Consider the following 18,888-nt stretch of genomic DNA (forward strand, 5'->3'; position numbering starts at 1 on the left):
TTAATTAAAATATTACCAGCAGTAGACGGACTGATATTAATCCTGAGCAGGAAAAACACACAGAAATAGTGTTAGGGTTACGAAAATATACAACAAAAAGTTTAATTTATTGGAAATCTGTAATTTAATGTTAATTAAATTAATAATTTTTTAATAATCCATTAAGAAATGATGTGTAGAGAGACTCTTATTCGCCCGTGTGAATTCATACAAAGTAGTATATTTACAATCGCTGTTTAAGGACAAATCATAAACCTGTTTTTTACATGAATCAAACGCTGCTAATTCTACTGATCGCGATCGGGACTTCTATACTCGGGCTCGTCCTGGGAATTTATATTCAAAAACTGAAGAACAATGCATTGAAAAGTGCAGCCGCCGCCAGTGCTGATCAGCTCCGGACTTCTATCGAAGAATTGAAATCCAGTTTGAAGGAGGTAAGAGAAGAGCGGGAACGACTTCGTTCAGATAAAGAACAGATCGCCATTCAACTTTCCCGCAGAGATACCGAAATGGAGAACCTCAAAGTACGCCTTGAGGAAGAAAAACAGGAAGTAGAACAATTACAAATAAGATTCCAAAAAGAATTTCAAATACTGGCCAATAAGATTTTAGAAGAGAAATCAGAGAAGTTCACCCTGCAAAACAAGGAAAATCTAAAAAACATCCTTACCCCTCTACAGGAAAAGATCATGCTTTTCGAGAAAAGAGTAGAAGACACCAATAAAGAGAATATCGTACGTCACTCTTCCCTTCAGGAGCAATTGAAGAATCTTAAGGAGCTCAATCAACAAATCACTAAAGAAGCCTCTAACCTTACCCGAGCTTTAAAAGGAGATACAAAGATGCAGGGTAACTGGGGAGAACTGGTACTGGAGCGGGTTCTTGAAAAATCAGGTCTTGAAAAAGACAGTGAATACTTTGTTCAGAATAGCTTCACGACAGAAGACGGTCGACGCGTACTTCCGGATGTCATCATCAATCTTCCTGATAATAAGAAAATGATCATCGATTCCAAGGTATCGCTGATCGCTTATGAACGTTACGTCAATGCAGATGATGAGCAACTACGCCCTGCACTGCTGAAAGATCATGTGAATTCTATCAATAAACATGTGGAACAACTCTCCTCCAAAAACTATCATCAGTTATATGAAATGGAGAGTCCTGATTTCGTATTGCTTTTCATCCCACTGGAACCGGCCTTTGCGCTGGCCTCACAAAGTGATCCGCAATTATATAATACGGCCTTTGAGAAGAATATCGTAATCGTTACCCCATCTACGTTGCTGGCAACACTCAGAACTATTGACAGCATGTGGCAGCATGACAAGCAACACAAACATGCAATGGACATCGCTACACAGGCCGGAAGATTATATGACCAGTTCAAAAATCTGCTGGATGATCTGGAAAAGATCGGTAAGCAATTACAAACTGTACAGAACTCATACGCTTCATCGATGACCAAACTAACCGGTAGAGGCAATCTACTCGGCAAGGTTGAAAAATTACGTAAACTCGGAGCTAAAGCCAGCAAGCAGATCGATCAAAAATGGCTGAACCGAATTGAAGAAGAGGACGATGATGAGCAGGAATCACTTCATGATCAGAACACTACCAGTAACCCGTTGAAAAACTAATTATCGCTTAATTAAACGATATTAAATTTTATCGCTTTTTTAAACGATATTTTGAAATATCATATTTTTAGACGATATTTACCCTTATGACAAGTGTAATAACCGGAGATATCGTTAATTCCAGAGGCGTTTCAGACCCTCAGAAATGGCTAAAACCATTGAAAAAACTACTTGCAGATCGTGTTGAAGACGAACTGAAGTGGGAAATCTTCAGAGGTGATAGTTTTCAGGCTGAAATAACCGATCCTGCCAAAGCGTTTGAAATGATCGTATTGATCAAATCGACCATAAAGATGATCAAAGGTCTCGATGTACGAATGGCACTAGGGATCGGAGTTAAGGAAGGAGAGCCGGTAAACATAGCAGAGGCCCGTGGAGAGGTCTACCTGCATTCCGGAGCATTATTTGAGTCTCTGAAACAGGAGAAGCTGAGTATTGCCCTAAAATCGAATGATCCGGAAATGGATGAAGAACTGAATCTGATGTTTCAGTTAGGATGTATCGCGATGGATAACTGGACCCCAAATTCAGCAGAGATAGTACGTCTGAGCATTTTGAACCCGACTTTATCACAAACCGAACTCGGAATGCTTATCGGAATCAGACAGAATACCGTTAGCGAACGACAGAAACGTGCGTATCTCGATGAAGTACTGGCCATAAGAGATCATTACAAAAAAAGAATTGACCACTTTATTGATAAAAACTGACCATGGAACTATTCTTAAAACTGCTTATCGCGCATCTGCTGGGAGATTTTGTATTGCAACCGTACAGCTGGGTACAGGACAAGAACCTTAAAAAACTCCGATCCCCCCGACTGTATTTACATACCGGAGTTCATCTCATATTGACCTTACTCATGCTGAGCACTGAACTTTCGTTATGGTATCTGGCTGTTATCATCGCTATCACCCATTTCCTGATCGATGCAATGAAACTTAAACTACAAAATGAAAAAAACGGCAGACTCCTATTTTTTATCGATCAGCTATTACACCTACTCGTCATAATCGTCATAGCCCTATTCTTTGTCGATACGATCTCGCTACCGGATCTGAATAATTCACAATGGTTCACCATTTGCGGACTCCTCTTCCTGACGCAACCGGCTTCGATCATTATCAAGACCCTTATTTCGGTATATACCCCTAAAACGGAAATGGAAGCCGATGATTCATTGCAAAATGCCGGTAAGTATATCGGGATCATCGAGCGGATACTCGTACTAATTTTTATCATGACAAACCATTGGGAAGGTGTCGGATTCCTGATCGCTGCCAAATCGATTTTCAGGTTCAGCGACCTGACTCAGGCAAAAGACCGGAAGCTCACAGAATATATTCTGATTGGAACCTTATTGAGTTTTGGCTTTGCAATCGTAACAGGACTAATCGTAATGCATTTTGTCAGGACCGCTGCTTGACAAATTTACCGAGTAGAATTCGCTCTTCAGAAATGATCTTTATAATGTAACTACCGGATTTAAGGGTAGAAATATCCATATCCCGATCAGAACTGAATTCATTTTCCAGCAAAGGTATTCCCATCATATCCTGTATGATTACTTTGGAGAAACGAACATTCTCCTCCAGAATTACCCTGAGAAATTTACCGGAAGGAAGAATCCGCAGGTTACCTGCCTTTAACTTTTCTACCTTTACATTGTTCCAGACACTAATTTGCTCATCCTGTTCCAAAAAAGCAACAGCGTCTATTTCCTGAGCATTACCCAATCCAAAAACGCAAATTACAAAAGCGAAGAGTACTATTTTATTCACATGACACAATTTACCGTTAAGTTACTGATAAAGCGCGACTTACACTAACCCAAGAACAATAATTACGATTAATGACACAGAAGATAAAATCTGATGAATTCTCTGCAATAAAAAAGGCTGTTTCCCGAAATTTAGGAAACAGCCTCTGTATTTAAACCTGCTGCAATTACTTGCTCAGGTACATTTTTCTTCTTTGATACAACTCGTAGAATTCATCATCCTTGAGTGAATCGATGAACAGGATACTCTCCCCTGTACTCTTCATTTCAGGTCCGAGTTTCTTATTCACGTTCGGGAATTTGTTGAACGAGAACACTGGTTGCTTGATCGCATAACCTTCAAGATGCGGTTTAAAATCGAAATCCTTTAGTTTATTGTGACCTAGCATCACTTTGGTCGCATAATTCACATAAGGTTCTTTATACGCTTTAGAGATGAACGGAACGGTTCTCGATGCTCTTGGGTTTGCTTCGATGATATAAACCTTATCATCTTTGATAGCAAACTGAATATTGATAAGTCCCACAGTGTTCAGTGACAATGCGATCTTACGGGTATGGTCTTTAATTTGTTCCAGTACCAGATCTCCCAGGTTGAACGGTGGCAGGGTAGCATTTGAATCACCTGAGTGGATACCACAAGGTTCGATATGCTCCATGATCCCGATAATGTAAACATCCTCTCCATCACAGATAGCATCAGCTTCTGCTTCGATCGCTCCATCAAGATAATGGTCGAGCAACAATTTATTGTTCGGTATCTTTCTCAGCAGATCAACGACATGTTCTTCCAGTTCCTGTTTATTGATCACGATTTTCATCCCCTGTCCTCCAAGAACATAGGAAGGACGAACCAAAATCGGGAAATTAAGATCATCAGCAAGTTTTAAAGCTTCATCTGCCGTTTCAGCAACCCCAAATTCCGGATAAGGGATATCGTTATCTTTCAACAGGGTTGAGAAACTACCTCTGTCTTCTGCAAGATCCAGAGACTCAAAACTAGTTCCAATGATCTTAATTCCGTATTTATCAAGTTTCTCAGCAAGTTTCAGTGCGGTTTGACCACCAAGCTGAACGATCACGCCTTCCGGTTTTTCATGTCGTATGATATCATAGATATGTTCCCAGAAAACAGGCTCGAAATATAGTTTATCAGCGGTATCGAAATCGGTTGATACGGTTTCAGGGTTACAGTTGATCATAATGGTTTCATATCCACATTCCGCTGCGGCTAATACCCCATGTACACAACTGTAATCGAACTCGATTCCCTGTCCGATACGGTTTGGTCCGGATCCGAGCACCACAATTTTCTTCTTATCGGTCACCTTACTTTCGTTATCAGCAAAAACTCTTCCGTCTTTCGTTTTAACGACATCCTCAAAGGTTGAGTAATAATAAGGTGTAACTGCTTTAAATTCTGCAGCACAGGTATCCACGAGTTTATAAACCCTGTTGATACCCAGTTCATCACGTTTGTTATAAACCTCACTCTCCCAGCAACCAAGCATATGTGCGATCTGTCTGTCTGCAAATCCTTTTTGCTTAGCTTCCAGTAAAAGGTCTTTTTGTATGGTCTCAATCTTATAGGTTGAGATCTCCATTTCCAATTGATGTAGTTCCTCATATTGTTTCAGGAACCACATATCGATCTTTGTGATCTCATGTATCCTGCTCAAAGGAATACCCATTTGTATAGCATCATAGATCACAAATACACGATCCCAACTCGCATATTTAAGTTTGTCCATGATCACATCATAGTTCTTATAGCCTTTTCCATCAGCTCCAAGTCCATTTCTTTTGATCTCCAGCGATTGGGTAGCCTTGTGCAGTGCTTCCTGGAATGAACGACCGATACCCATCACCTCACCAACACTCTTCATCTGGAGTCCGAGTTCGCGATTAGATCCTTCGAACTTATCAAAGTTCCAGCGTGGGATCTTAACGATCACATAATCGAGAGTAGGCTCAAACAGCGCCGAAGTTGATTTGGTGATCTGGTTATCCAGTTCATCCAGCGTATAACCGATCGCTAGTTTGGCAGCGATCTTTGCAATCGGATAACCGGTAGCTTTCGAAGCAAGTGCTGAAGAACGCGACACCCTTGGATTAATCTCAATCGCGATAATATCTTCTTTTTCATCCGGACTAACTGCAAACTGAACATTACATCCACCTGCGAAGTCCCCGATATTACGCATCATTTTGATCGCCATATCACGCATGCGCTGGAATGTACGATCTGAAAGTGTCATTGCAGGCGCTACCGTGATAGAGTCTCCGGTATGGATTCCCATCGGATCCATATTCTCGATGGTACAGATAATTACTACGTTATCATTCTTATCCCGTAACAACTCGAGCTCATATTCTTTCCACCCCATAAGGGCCTTATCGATCATCACCTCATGAATAGGCGAAATCTCGAGACCGCGACTCAACAATTCATCAAAATCTTCTTTTTTGTGTACGATAGAAGCTCCTGCCCCTCCAAGCGTATAGGAAGCACGAATCACGAGCGGGAAACCAAACTCCTGCGCGATCTCCTTACCTTTTAGGAAAGATGAAGCGGTAGCCTGAGGAGCCATACCCACTCCGATCTTCAACATCAGTTCCCGGAACTGTTCACGATCTTCGGTAATGTTTATCGCGTTGATATCAACTCCGATGATCTCAACCCCATGATCTTTCCAAATTCCTTTTTCGTCAGCTTCAATACAAAGGTTCAGGGCTGTTTGTCCTCCCATGGTCGGGAGAACTGCATCAATATTCGGATGCTTTTCTAAAATCTCCACCAGTGAACGGGTGGTTAATGGCTTGAGATAAACATGGTCAGCCATCGAAGGATCGGTCATAATTGTAGCCGGGTTGCTGTTGATCAACACGGTCTCTATTCCGTCTTCTCTTAGGGATCGCAGTGCCTGAGATCCTGAATAATCGAACTCACAGGCCTGTCCGATAACGATCGGTCCTGAACCGATAATTAAAATAGAATTAAGGTCTTTTCTTTTCGGCATCTTAATCTGTTGTAGTAAATGATCGTAACTTAATATATGGGTAAAAAAAAGGTGTTACCTTAAAAAGTAACACCTTAATATTTTAAATGACTATGCATTATTTCTTATGTCTTGGTTCAGATGAAACAGACAATTTCTTTCTTCCTTTAGCTCTTCTGCTGGCAAGCACTTTTCTACCATTAGCAGTAGCCATTCTTTCTCGGAAACCGTGCTTATTTCTTCTTTTTCTCTTAGAGGGTTGAAACGTTCTTTTCATTACAATATTTCTTTATCTACTTGGTAAATCTGTTACTAACGGCTTAATTCTGCTTCACAAAATCGCGGGGCAAATATACAAAGAGTTTTTACATTGACAAACCCTAATTAAAAAATAATTTTGTTTGTTTTTATTACCTTTGCCGAGCAAAATAAATCTCCAAAATGTTCAACAAAAATATTAAAATAATTCTTGCCGTACTAGTCTTCGGTTACGCAGTCTATCAATTTATTGAAGGGAACATCGGAAATGGCATTTTCCTTATCCTACTCGCACTGATCTTCGTTTTCCTGTATTTCAGAAACGAAATGATCCTGCTGGCTTTTCTTCGTATGCGTAAACAAGATATGGAAGGTACGAAAAAATGGCTCGATAAAATTAAGAATCCCGAAGCTGCACTGATCACAAAACAACAAGGTTATTACAACTACCTTCATGGAATCATGGCTTCGCAGACCAACCTAACCGAAGCCGAGAAATATTTTAAGAAAGCACTTAAACTTGGACTCTCAATGGATTATGATGTAGCTATGGCTAAATTAAGTCTGGCAGGTATCGCCATGCAGAAAAGAAGAAAAAGAGAGGCTACCATACTACTCAACGAAGCAAAGAAACTTGATAAACAAAATATGCTGAAAGATCAGATCAAAATGATGCAACAGCAAATGAAGAGAATCTGATCATCATATTCCTGATGCTCAGTCTGAGGTTATTAGTGGTACTTTAGCGATTCATCTGCCAACTTATCACTAATAACCTTTAAATTTATCACTAATAACTCTTCCCCTTCCTGTCTCCTATAATAACGGAGCCCAAAGCCTGCAAAACGATTCCTTTAACTTCTGGATCATTTTACGTTCATACCAGGCATTCGGATCAACACGTTCACATTCCTGCAGATCGTTATTAAAGGTATTGACCATTTTGTTGGCCAGCTTATTATCATACAAGAGCGCATTGATCTCGAAATTGATATTGAAACTCCTGTAATCAAGGTTGGAGGTTCCCACAGTCGAGAAAATATCATCGATCACCATCGTCTTCGCATGTATGACTCCTTTTTTATACAGATAAACCTCCACCCCAGCCCTTAAAAGATCCTCGATATAGGAAAAGCTGGCGTATTTAGCAGCCCAGGAATCACCATTTTTAGGAATGATCAGCTTTATTTGGACACCACTCTTAGCAGAGGCCTGCAAAGCAGTAATGATCTCATCATTTGGAATGAAATATGGAGTCGTGATGTACACATATTTTTCTGCAGTGGTGATCGCCAGGAAATAAGCCTCCATAATATTCGCCCAATCCGTGTCAGGTCCACTGGCCGCGATCTGAACTGCCGTTTCATGGGTTATTTCATTTTCGGGAAACCAATCTTCCTCGATCTTCTCCACATGGTGATCGCATACGAAATCCCAGTTCAACAGAAAGTTCACCTGCAAAACACCAACAGCCTCCCCGGTAAGCCGAAGATGCGTATCTCTCCAAAATCTTTTCTTTTCACCATTTACATATTCATCGCCCACATTAATCCCTCCAACATAACCTATCTTACCATCGATGATTGCAATCTTCCGATGGTTCCGATAATTTAATTTACTGGCAAGTCTGGGAAAATATACCGGCATGAACGGGTAAAATTCAATATTATTTTGCGTGAGACAGTTCCTGGCCTTAGCGGAAAGACTACTGGCCACAAAATCATAGTTGATTTTGATTTCTACGCCGGCCGCTGCCCTTTCACACAATGCATCGATCAGCTGATTTCCGATCTCATCATCACGGATTATATAGTATTCAAGATGTATAGAGTGTTGAGCTGTCTTAATATCTTCGAATAAACGCTTGAATTTCTCTTCCCCGTTTATCAGGATATCCACTTCATTATGCAAGGTAAGTGGTGACCGCTCGCTGTTATGCACCAATTTGACAAGCTTAAATTTCTCCTTCAGGAAGTCCTTCTCGATCTTTTCCAGTTCCCTTTTATTCAGCATCAGTGATTGATGCCATTTTTGAATATTCTTCTGATTCAGGATGTTTTTGCGTTTAAAAATCTTGGACTTTCGGTATTCCTGACCAAAAAGAAAATAGACGATGAGGCCTACATAAGGAAAAACCAGTAAAATCAGGACATATGATAATGTCTTGGTAGGATTTACATTTTTGAGAAGAATAGTGACAGCTGCCCCAATAGCCAGCACATAGTTCAGTACTATGAGCAGCTGCCAGAAATTATCTTTTATCAGACTCCACATCTATTCTGCCGGTGGATAAAAACCTGCTTTAGGAATCTTGATTTCATATAATTTTCGGGAAGCATTGTTCAGGTTTGCTTCACGAAGCCATGGATTGTGAATCTTCAGGATTTTATAATTAATATCGAATTTCTGAGCAAAATCCGCAAAATTGGTCACTGCAGTATCCACTTTTACCTCCTTAGTAGGAACCAATTCATACATATCGTCATTTTCTACGTGGAAACCATATTTTGCCGGATCTGATAAGATCTCCTTGATCGCCAGAATACGAAAAACATAGCGCCCGGTCTCTTCTCCAAGCAGGACATCGTAGTAATCATCCACCTGTTGACGCTCCAGTTGCTTAAACATTCCAAACTGACCGGCATTATAAGCCGCTGCAGCCATCGTCCAACTTCCAAATCGTTCCTTTGCTTTCGTCAGATAATCACAGGCAACTTCCGTTGATTTTTCAATATGATATCGTTCATCCACATTATCATTTACTTCAAGTCCGTATTCTCGGGCAGTTGATTTAAGAAGCTGCCAAAATCCGGTGGCCCCCGCAGGAGATACCGCATTGGTAAGTCCGCTCTCGATAACAGCAAGATATTTAAAATCATCAGGAACCCCTTTCTCTTTCAGAATAGGCTCAATGATCGGAAAAAACTTGTTCGCTCTTTTAATAAGAAGAATGGCATTTGATTGCCAATAGGTATTAACGAGTAATTCCCGGTCAAGTCTTTCTCTGACATCCGGATCGTTCAATGGCACCTGCTCCCCGGAAAAAGTAATATTATCGGGTAACTTAAGGGCTTTGATCTGATATTTACCGGCGACGGAATCCTTGGTTTCCGTTTCATTTCTTACAACAGTTCCACTTGCTGCGTCGGTCTGCACAGCATTGATAAAAACGGCCGACAACAAAGTAACACCGCCTATCATTACAATACTCTTCATGTTCATCATCACATATTTTTTGCTAAATATACAAAATGTAATGAAAGTTCCCAGAGGGAACACCACCGATGTTAAAGCTGTAAATGTTAAATATTTAGTGTCTGAAAAATCCTAAGCCTTCTCATTTCTGAACCGTTGGTATCAAAAAGTTGTAAAGGCATCTTAACTGCCTTCGATCAACTCGGGAAGATGGGAATTGAACCAGGTATATCTGCTGATGATAGCGATATGGGTTGCCCCCTTTACAAGGATACAGTCTCTGATATTCTTAATCGGAAATACCGGGTCTTTTTCACCCTGAATGTGGATCGTATTCTGCAAAGGCGCTTCCTGATCCCAGTTTACGATTTTATCCACCGACCAACGAATATAGTATGGGTCACGAACCGAAAGATATTTCTCATAGAGTGAGAGCCTTTTTTTTACCGCTTCCCCAAAAGCATATTGAGCAAGTACTTCGACATTCCGGACAACTCCGGCAGGAAGTAACTTATGTACCCCGGTTAAAGCAGAATAACGCATTCTTCGGGGAAGTTCGTACTTACTTTTAACACTGGAGACCACGATCAGCTTTTCAACCGCTATATGTTTTGCCATCTCCTGAATGATAATCCCCCCAAAAGACACACCCAGCAATACCGGTCTTTCATGATGTACTTCTTCACACATTCGTTTTGCATACGCCGAAACAGACTCTCCTCTAAGCGGAATTTTCCATTCAAGAAAATGCATCATAAAGCGATCTTCCGGTAAACGGATATGTTCGAAAATATCCTTATTAGCGGCCATTCCCGGCATAAAGTATATATGTCTAAGGCTGTTTTCCATTGATTTATAGGCGGGTATAAGTTATCAGTAAAGATATTTTTCGTACCTTTGCAAAGGCAAAAATATTGAATTCTTCATCAACCAAAAGCAGGGCCAAAAAAAATAATCGACGATCGATCAGACCCTGAATCGGATAGCTTCCTGATATTCAGGATCTTAACTGTTTTATACAGTGTATATGGTTAAAGGCATCAATAAACCTCACAATAATGAATGAAGTAGTAATAAATGACAATGAATTTTTGCGTCAGTTTGAAACTAAGGTCGACGGAAAACTAGCCAAGATCGAGTACGCTTCTCAGGAGCGCAAAGTTTTTTTAACGAAATTAGTCATCCCTGAAGAACTGAACGAACCTGAATTCAGAAATGAATTTATCAAAGCAGTACTTACACATATCGAAGCAAAAAACCTAAGCGTCGTCCCTACAAGTCCGCAAATTGCAGGCTTTTTAAGAAGACATAAAGAATTCAAAGGTCTGCTTCCGGTAGGAATCAGAATATGAAAAACAAAACCGTGTAATTACACGGTTTTTTTATGGTATTATATTTAGCTTCTGACTACACCGAAACCGACACTTCCGATTCTACGAATTCAAATCGCACCAATCCATCCTCATCGATCCTGTCCAGTTTAACGCGATGCAGTTCATTTACCAATTCCGGATTCCAGGGAGCCTTCACTTTCACATAGTTCTCAGTAAAACCATGGATATATCCTTCTTTATTCTCTCCTTCGAACAACACCACCCTTTCAGAGCCGAGCTGTTTCTCATAGAAAGCTCTGCGTTTTTTCACCGATAACCCACGAAGCATCTTACTTCTTTTCGCTCTGACATTTCCGGGCACTACCCCATCCATCCCGGCAGCTATTGTATTATCGCGTTCCGAATAAGTGAAAACATGTAAATACGAGATATCCAGATCGGCTAAAAATTTATAGGTTTCCAGGAACAATTCATCGGTTTCCCCAGGAAAACCAACGATCACATCCACCCCGATACAAGCATGAGGCATCACCTCACGAATTCTGGCAACTCGCTCCACATACAACTCCCGCTGATAGCGTCTTCTCATGAGTCCGAGTATCTTATTACTTCCACTTTGCAGCGGTATATGGAAATGCGGTACAAACGTTCTGCTGGCCGCAACAAAATCAATAGTCTCGTTTTTCAGAAGATTAGGCTCGATGGAGGATATACGTAATCTTTCGATACCCGCTACCTCATCAAGCGCCTGCACCAATTCAAAGAATGTATGTTCATGTTTCTTATTACCGAACTCTCCTTTTCCATAATCACCGATATTCACACCGGTGAGTACGATCTCTTTAATATCCTGTGCTGCGATCTCCCCTGCGTTCTTCAGTACATTTTCGAGCGCATCCGATCTGCTTATTCCTCTTGCCAGCGGAATGGTACAATAAGTGCACTTATAATCACAACCATCCTGAACTTTTAAAAATGCACGGGTTCTGTCGCCGATGGAATAACTACCCACATAAAAATCTGCTTCCGAGATCTCACAGCTGTGAACCTCACCGAAATCATTTTTACTAAGATCATTTATATAGTCGGTAATTTTAAATTTTTCGGTAGCCCCCAATACAAGGTCTACTCCGTCTACTGCGGCGAGTTCCTCCGGCTTCAATTGCGCATAACAACCAACTGCAGCCACGAAAGCATCAGGATTTGACTTTTGCGCCTGCTTTACGATCGTCTTAAAACGTTTATCAGCATTTTCGGTAACCGAACAAGTATTGATGACATAGATATCTGCAGGCTCAGAAAAATCTACCCTGTCGAATCCTTCATCAGAAAAATTACGGGCTATAGTTGAAGTCTCTGAAAAATTCAGCTTACAACCAAGCGTATAAAATGCAACCTTCTTACGATCGTTCATAGCAATACATTTACTGCATTTATTACCGAAACAACAAAATCGGTATGATTAAATATTAATAATAAAAACGGGCACAAATATACGACTAATTATCGCATCTTAAAATTGCCTGAAAGTACTTTTAACAGATTAACTGATTGCTTTTCAAGACACTAACAGTAAAGTCTATGTTTATTTGGAAACTTCCACAGTATTTTGCTCCAACATTCCGAGAATAATCAGATACTGAGCAAGTCCGTAACCGGACAAAACAAAGATACTGCTGGAGGAGAATGGCCTCATTTCTGAATGAAACACAAAGACGGTTTCTGAAACAAGAAAAAGGATAGCTCCTGACATAACCAGCCAAAAGCTTCTCGGATCGACCCGATCAAAACGGAGATATGCAAATTTGACCACAATAAGAGCGAATACCAGAAACAAAAATGCCGGTAAATGACCGGGGAGATCATAAAGAAAATAAATCACCGTTAAAGAATACAGGGTCGTAAATACCAGATATGGCAATATCCGGTCGATATCATAGTCTACCCGGTAGATAAAGGCACAACAATAGAGAAGTTTAGAAAATACGATGAGAATACATCCAATCGTAAAAATATCAATTGTACTACCGGCCATGATAAAATATTCACCTGCAAGAAACGCGATAAGAGCTAAAGTAATAAAGCCCCTTTCGAAACGATTCAGGTTACCGGAATTCAGCAGAAAAAATGTCAGCAAAAAGACCAGCAATACCAGCTTACTGGTATAACCGTACAATTCCATTCCCGCGATATTGTTCAATACGATATCGATGATGAGCATGGCTATAAACAGGATTGTGAAGCCCCTTTCTGACCTGAATAGCATTAACATCTGATTTACATAGTAGTGACAGAAAATTAAAAATACTACTCAGAAGGCGATTCTGTCAAAGATTCGGTCGCTTTTCGATAAGTTGCTGTAAAACACCTGTTAAATATACGATTTTTCCGACGAATGAATGGTGACGAAAATGTTTGAATCAGGTGCGTCAAATACAGATATTACGCTAAAAATCTATCCTGTAAAATGGCCGTTCCCCACCGCAGGCAAACTTCACCCGCTAACGATTAACACCGGAAACAAACAACATCAAACCACCCGTTCAACCCAATTGTCACCATTGCCACCAGTAGCACCAGTATCACAAATGCCCCTTATATCATTAATTATAATTATGTCCCTTTACGCCATTTAGCGCTTTCTTCGAAGACATGATCCATTATCGCTTTATCGAGATCTGTGAATTCAAGTCCTCTCCTTCCCATCATAGCCCGGGCAGTTTCATAAGCCTTCACCGGAAGATATGGGGTAAACCCAGAAGCACCCCCCCATGAAAAGCTGGGGATAAAATTCCGGGGAAATCCACTCCCGAAGATATTAGCACTTACACCGATAACGGTTCCGGTATTGAACATGGTATTGATCCCACATTTACTGTGATCTCCCATCATCAATCCACAGAACTGTAATCCGGTACGGGCGAAACGCTCGGTTTCATAATCCCACAAGCGAACCTCAGCATAATTATTCTTCATATTCGAACTGTTGGTATCAGCTCCAAAATTACACCATTCGCCAACTACCGAATTTCCGAGAAACCCGTCATGACCTTTATTGGAATAGGCGAACATAACCACATTATTGATCTCTCCACCAATTTTACAATGCGGACCGAACGTACTGGGTCCGTAGAACCTTCCACCCATTTTCGCAAGTCCTTTTTCGCCGAGAGAAAATCCGTTACGAATCATACAACCCTCCATTACGAGAGCATCCTTCCCGATATAGATTGGTCCATCTGAAGCATTCAGTGTACAGAATTCAACAACCGCACCTTCTTCCAGAAAGATATTTTCAGGATTGATCACATTATTCGTAGGTGAGATCGGCTGACTTCGCCTACCTGCGGTGATCAATTCAAAATCTGCCTCCAAAGCCTCGCCATTCTTAGTAAAGATATCCCATGTGTTCTCGACATGTGTATAATCTCCCTCAAATTCCAGAGCCTCATAAGTGCTTAGGTCGATATCTTCCTGTGCTTCTGTGGTAAAAAAAGCGATCACCTCCTCCTGGCAAAAAATGGCCTGATTAGGCTGAAGTTCACGAATCATCTCTACCATTTCTTCGTTAGGAAGGAAAGCAGCATTGATGAGAATATTCTCTTCCAGCTCTACCATCGGGTATTTTTCCGAAAGATATTCTTCTGTGATTGTAGTAGTGGTATAACCGAGATAACGTTCCCATTTTTCCCGGATGGTCAGGATACCGATCCTGATATCTGCAACGGGACGTGTGTAAGTAAATGGCAATAAAGCTCGTCGTACCGGTCCGTCAAAAAGGATATAGTTCATTGGGTGGAATTTTAATTTAAAGATAAGGGATTTAGCGGAAAATAAATGGTGTTAACTGTTCAGTTATCATTTTCCTCGGTGTACGGAAAGATTGATTACAGCCAACAAAAAAACCCCTGAATAGATCAGAGGTTTGATTCGGTATGTTAAAGCAAAATTACTTCTTGAACTTTGCGTATTTGTTCTTGAACTTATCAATTCTACCAGCAGTATCCACAAGTTTGGATTTTCCTGTGTAGTAAGGGTGTGATGATCTGGAAATCTCCAGTTTAATCAAAGGATACTCCACACCATCTATTTCAATGCTCTCTCTTGTATCAGCAGTAGACTTGGTGATAAATACGTCTTCATTTGACATATCCTTAAATGCTACCAATCTGTAATTTTCCGGATGTATATCTTTTTTCATCGTCCTTATGTTGTCTTTAACTTCAGAATTTTTTCGAGGTGCAAATTTATGTAATTATTTTTGATACACAATCATTTTTAAGCAAATTTTATTTGAGTGAAATTAAATTTCGTCAAACTGTAACAAAATATACGTTAATATTACATATCTTTTGTAACAACTTAAATCAACTTCAAAATGGAAAATTTACAACCTTCCACTGGCAAATATGCTTTAAAATTTGGAATTATCCTCGCGGTAGCCGGAATCGCTTTCAGTTTACTGCTGCATTTCAATGATCTGCAATATTCGCAAAGCTGGGCAAATTCCCTGGTATCAACACTAATGCTGATCATAATCCTGGTACTTGCGATCTATCAGTTCAAAAAGGATAATGGGGGGTATCTTAGCCTGAGTCAGGCACTGAAAGTAGGTATTGGTGCAGCTATGATCGCCGGGATCATCTCAGTGATTTACCTCATGCTTTATGTAAATGTGATCGAACCTGAATTCATGGATCGTACAGCAGAAATCACCAAAAGTACCTTACAACAAAATCCGGATCTGACTCCGGAGCAGATCGAAACTGCACTGAAGAATCAAAAAGAATATTTCTGGATCACCTACCCGATCGTACTGATTTTTAATTTATTCCTCGGTTTTGTGTTTTCATTGATCACAGGACTTATTATGAAAAAGGAGAAAAGTGATTACTAATTTATATCTTTGGTTCCTTAAGTTTCACTCAGCACACATACATGAACGTATCAGTAGTAATACCACTACTTAACGAAGAGGAATCACTCACCGAATTATACGATTGGATCGCTAGTGTTATGCGGTCCAATCGCTTTTCTTATGAAATCATTTTCATCGACGATGGGAGTACCGACAATTCCTGGAATATCATTTCCGGTCTCAGTGCTGCTCATCCTGAAGTCAAGGCGATCCGATTCATGAAAAACTTCGGCAAATCTCAGGCGCTGCATGCGGGTTTTGAGATTGCCTCAGGCGATGTGGTGATCACCATGGATGCAGACCTTCAGGACAATCCTGAAGAGATACCTGAACTCTATAAAATGATCAGTGAAGACCACCTGGATCTGGTCTCTGGCTGGAAAAAAAAGCGCTATGATTCCATCATAGCCAAGAACCTGCCTTCGAAATTATTCAACTGGGCCGCACGAAGAACCTCAGGAGTACGACTTCATGATTTTAATTGCGGACTTAAAGCCTATCGTCAGGCCGTGATTAAGAACATCGATGTTCACGGAGAAATGCACCGCTACATCCCGGTACTCGCCAAAAATGCAGGGTTTAGTAAGATCGAGGAAAAGGTCGTTCAGCACCAGGCCCGAAAATATGGGAAGACCAAATTTGGAATAGAGCGATTCATCAACGGATTTCTGGATCTCATAACGATCTGGTTCATCTCCCGATTTGGAAGACAACCCATGCACCTTTTTGGGGCACTGGGTGTGTTTATGTTCTTTATCGGTTTTAGTTTCGCTGCCTATCTGGGTATCGATAAAATGTTCTTCCATAAATCCGGAAGATTGATCACAGAACGCCCTCAATTTTACATAGCCCTTACCGCAATGATCATCGGTACCCAACTCTTTATTGCCGGCTTTCTCGGAGAACTTATCCTGCGTTCCAGAAAAACAGGGGAACGCTATCGCATTGCTGAGCGCGCAAATCTGTAAAGAAAATAGTAATTTGTTAAAGGGATAAGTTCAATCTTAGTAAATTTGAAAAAAATAAATTCATGGACATTAGCATTGACCAAATAGTAGAGAATGCCAAAAATTGGCTCGATGATTTTTTTGATGATGACACCAGAAAATCGGTGCAATCTTTGATCGATACAGATCAGGAAGAACTCAAAGAACGGTTTTATAAGAATCTGGAATTCGGAACCGGTGGAATGCGCGGTACCATGGGGGTAGGAACCAATCGGATCAACAAATATACCCTGGGAAAGAATACTCAGGGACTCAGTAACTATCTCAAAAGAGCATTTCCAGACACGGAACTGAAAGTTGCGATCGCTTATGACTGCCGACATAACAGTGACACCCTGGCAAAAGTAGTAGCAGAGGTATTCGCTGCGAACGGCATCCGAGTTTATCTATTTTCGGAACTGCGTCCTACCCCTGAACTATCTTTTGCAGTAAAACATCTCAACTGTCAATGTGGAGTAGTATTAACTGCTTCTCACAACCCTCCTGAATACAATGGTTATAAGGTATACTGGGAAGACGGAGGCCAGATCGTTCCTCCTCAGGACGGGGAAATAATCGAAGAAATTGAAAGCCTGGACTTTAAAGACATAAAATTCAATGCCGATGCTTCACTTATCGAATTGATCGACAAAGAAGTAGATGAAGCTTTTATCAATGCATCGGTTGCTAATGGTAGTATCGGAGCCAAAGGTAAGGATGACTTTAGTATTGTATTCACTTCTCTTCACGGAACTTCCATCACCGTACTCCCGGAAACTTTAAAAAGAGCTGGCTTCAAAAATGTACATATCGTCGAAGAGCAGGCAAAACCCGATGGAAACTTCCCGACGGTTGCCTCCCCTAATCCGGAAGAACCGGCAGCACTCGAAATGGCGATGAAAAAAGCCGATGAAGTCGGTGCAGATATGGTGATCGGTACCGATCCGGATTGTGACCGACTCGGTATCGCCGTGCGAAATAATGAAGGCCAAATGACCTTGCTCAACGGAAATCAGACCATGATCCTCATGACCCGCTTCCTCCTGGATAAATGGAAAAAAGAAGGTCGTATCAATGGCAAACAATTCATAGCTTCTACAATCGTTTCGACACCTATGATGAAGAACCTTGCAGATGCTTACAAAGTTGATTACAAGGAAGGACTTACAGGATTCAAATGGATCGCCAAAATGATCGTGGATTTTCCTAATGAAGAATTTATCGGAGGAGGTGAAGAAAGTTTTGGTTATATGGTTGGGGATTTCGTTCGTGATAAGGACGCTGTAACCTCTTCCCTACTGGCTTGTGAGATCGCTGCAGAAGCAAAAGCAGCCAACAGCTCCTTCTACAAAGAACTACTGAAGTGTTATTTAGATTTCGGATTCTTTAAGGAAAAACTGGTTTCCCTTACCAAGAAAGGAATGAGTGGAGCCGCTGAAATCAAACAGATGATGGTCGATTTCAGAGAAAACCCACCGGCCACTTTGGATGGGTCCAAAGTAATACGTGTAGAAGATTATGCAGACAGCACCGCTACCGATACAGCAACAGGCACAAAAACCATCCTGGATATTCCAAAATCCAATGTACTAATTCTGATCACAGAAGACGGTACTAAGATCGCTGCCCGCCCCAGTGGTACGGAACCGAAAATAAAGTTCTATTTCAGCGTAAACGGAAAATTATCAGACCCCTCAGAATTCAAGGAAGCAGAAAAGAGCCTGAACGATAAACTCGATCGCATTATCGACGAGCTAAAGATCAAATAAAGACTT

The 18,888-nt window shown here is 40.8% G+C and carries 18 protein-coding genes; 8 read left to right on the forward strand and 10 right to left on the reverse strand.

Annotated features, from left to right (window positions below; genetic code table 11):
* Positions 1-266 precede the first annotated feature (266 nt).
* The 3 genes from DMZ48_RS09590 (at position 267) to DMZ48_RS09600 (ending at position 3,069) form a co-directional block, all read left to right on the forward strand.
* Positions 267-1,643 (forward strand): DNA recombination protein RmuC, encoded by a 1,377-nt coding sequence (locus tag DMZ48_RS09590; RefSeq protein WP_143954916.1) that lies wholly within the window; start codon positions 267-269, stop codon positions 1,641-1,643.
* A gap of 86 nt (positions 1,644-1,729) precedes the next feature.
* A complete protein-coding gene (locus DMZ48_RS09595) occupies positions 1,730-2,353 on the forward strand; it encodes a SatD family protein (RefSeq protein ID WP_143954917.1) in 624 nt (207 codons plus the stop codon).
* A gap of 2 nt (positions 2,354-2,355) precedes the next feature.
* Positions 2,356-3,069: a DUF3307 domain-containing protein gene (locus DMZ48_RS09600; RefSeq protein ID WP_143954918.1), complete on the forward strand. Its 714-nt coding sequence runs from the start codon at positions 2,356-2,358 to the stop codon at positions 3,067-3,069.
* On the opposite strand, the gene DMZ48_RS09605 is transcribed toward DMZ48_RS09600, so the two are convergent.
* From DMZ48_RS09605 to rpmH, 3 genes are all read right to left on the reverse strand, one after another.
* The gene (locus DMZ48_RS09605) at positions 3,053-3,424 is read right to left on the reverse strand and encodes a T9SS type A sorting domain-containing protein (protein ID WP_162558697.1); all 372 of its coding nucleotides are present in this window, start codon (positions 3,422-3,424) and stop codon (positions 3,053-3,055) included. The two genes, DMZ48_RS09600 and DMZ48_RS09605, sit on opposite strands and share 17 nt — an antisense overlap.
* Positions 3,425-3,590: 166 nt before the next feature.
* Complete coding sequence (gene carB / locus DMZ48_RS09610; RefSeq protein WP_143954920.1) at positions 3,591-6,443, reverse strand: carbamoyl-phosphate synthase large subunit; 2,853 nt, start codon at positions 6,441-6,443, stop codon at positions 3,591-3,593.
* Between the two features lie 97 nt (positions 6,444-6,540).
* On the reverse strand, positions 6,541-6,699 hold the full coding sequence (gene rpmH, locus DMZ48_RS09615; RefSeq protein WP_143954921.1) for a 50S ribosomal protein L34: 159 nt from the start codon (positions 6,697-6,699) through the stop codon (positions 6,541-6,543).
* Positions 6,700-6,863: 164 nt separating this feature from the next.
* Between rpmH and DMZ48_RS09620 the strand changes: the two genes are divergently transcribed.
* Complete coding sequence (locus DMZ48_RS09620) at positions 6,864-7,379, forward strand: DUF2892 domain-containing protein (RefSeq protein ID WP_143954922.1); 516 nt, start codon at positions 6,864-6,866, stop codon at positions 7,377-7,379.
* A 117-nt stretch (positions 7,380-7,496) separates the two neighbouring features.
* Here the strand turns inward: DMZ48_RS09620 and cls are convergent, their stop codons facing one another.
* The 3 genes from cls to DMZ48_RS09635 form a co-directional block, all read right to left on the reverse strand.
* On the reverse strand, positions 7,497-8,954 hold the full coding sequence (gene cls / locus DMZ48_RS09625; RefSeq protein ID WP_143954923.1) for a cardiolipin synthase: 1,458 nt from the start codon (positions 8,952-8,954) through the stop codon (positions 7,497-7,499).
* Positions 8,955-9,905 carry a lytic transglycosylase domain-containing protein gene (locus DMZ48_RS09630; RefSeq protein WP_143954924.1) on the reverse strand — a complete coding sequence of 317 codons (951 nt, stop codon included), beginning with the start codon at positions 9,903-9,905 and terminating at the stop codon, positions 8,955-8,957. It lies immediately after the preceding gene.
* 153 nt (positions 9,906-10,058) lie between these two features.
* Positions 10,059-10,724, reverse strand: coding sequence for an alpha/beta fold hydrolase (locus DMZ48_RS09635; RefSeq protein ID WP_143954925.1), 666 nt, complete (start codon positions 10,722-10,724; stop codon positions 10,059-10,061).
* A gap of 209 nt (positions 10,725-10,933) precedes the next feature.
* On the opposite strand from DMZ48_RS09635, the gene DMZ48_RS09640 reads away from it, so the two are divergent.
* Positions 10,934-11,227: a GNAT family N-acetyltransferase gene (locus DMZ48_RS09640; protein WP_143954926.1), complete on the forward strand. Its 294-nt coding sequence runs from the start codon at positions 10,934-10,936 to the stop codon at positions 11,225-11,227.
* A 55-nt stretch (positions 11,228-11,282) separates the two neighbouring features.
* On the opposite strand, the gene mtaB is transcribed toward DMZ48_RS09640, so the two are convergent.
* The 4 genes from mtaB to DMZ48_RS09660 form a co-directional block, all read right to left on the reverse strand.
* A complete protein-coding gene (gene mtaB, locus DMZ48_RS09645; RefSeq protein WP_143954927.1) occupies positions 11,283-12,623 on the reverse strand; it encodes a tRNA (N(6)-L-threonylcarbamoyladenosine(37)-C(2))-methylthiotransferase MtaB in 1,341 nt (446 codons plus the stop codon).
* Between the two features lie 171 nt (positions 12,624-12,794).
* The gene (locus DMZ48_RS09650; protein WP_162558698.1) at positions 12,795-13,475 is read right to left on the reverse strand and encodes a lysoplasmalogenase family protein; all 681 of its coding nucleotides are present in this window, start codon (positions 13,473-13,475) and stop codon (positions 12,795-12,797) included.
* Positions 13,476-13,822: 347 nt separating this feature from the next.
* Positions 13,823-15,001 (reverse strand): GlmU family protein, encoded by a 1,179-nt coding sequence (locus tag DMZ48_RS09655; RefSeq protein WP_143954929.1) that lies wholly within the window; start codon positions 14,999-15,001, stop codon positions 13,823-13,825.
* Between the two features lie 157 nt (positions 15,002-15,158).
* The gene (locus DMZ48_RS09660) at positions 15,159-15,410 is read right to left on the reverse strand and encodes a type B 50S ribosomal protein L31 (protein ID WP_143954930.1); all 252 of its coding nucleotides are present in this window, start codon (positions 15,408-15,410) and stop codon (positions 15,159-15,161) included.
* Positions 15,411-15,587: 177 nt separating this feature from the next.
* Between DMZ48_RS09660 and DMZ48_RS09665 the strand changes: the two genes are divergently transcribed.
* The 3 genes from DMZ48_RS09665 to DMZ48_RS09675 all read left to right on the forward strand — a co-directional run bounded on the left by DMZ48_RS09665 (position 15,588) and on the right by DMZ48_RS09675 (position 18,882).
* Complete coding sequence (locus DMZ48_RS09665; protein ID WP_143954931.1) at positions 15,588-16,106, forward strand: DUF4199 domain-containing protein; 519 nt, start codon at positions 15,588-15,590, stop codon at positions 16,104-16,106.
* Positions 16,107-16,147: 41 nt separating this feature from the next.
* Positions 16,148-17,095, forward strand: a complete 948-nt coding sequence (locus DMZ48_RS09670) for a glycosyltransferase family 2 protein (protein ID WP_143954932.1) — start codon at positions 16,148-16,150, stop codon at positions 17,093-17,095.
* A 62-nt stretch (positions 17,096-17,157) separates the two neighbouring features.
* Positions 17,158-18,882, forward strand: coding sequence for a phospho-sugar mutase (locus DMZ48_RS09675; protein ID WP_143954933.1), 1,725 nt, complete (start codon positions 17,158-17,160; stop codon positions 18,880-18,882).
* The last annotated feature ends 6 nt before the right edge of the window (positions 18,883-18,888 follow it).

It is taken from the genome of Robertkochia solimangrovi (genome assembly GCF_007279655.1).
Classification (GTDB): Bacteria; Bacteroidota; Bacteroidia; order Flavobacteriales; family Flavobacteriaceae; genus Robertkochia; species Robertkochia solimangrovi.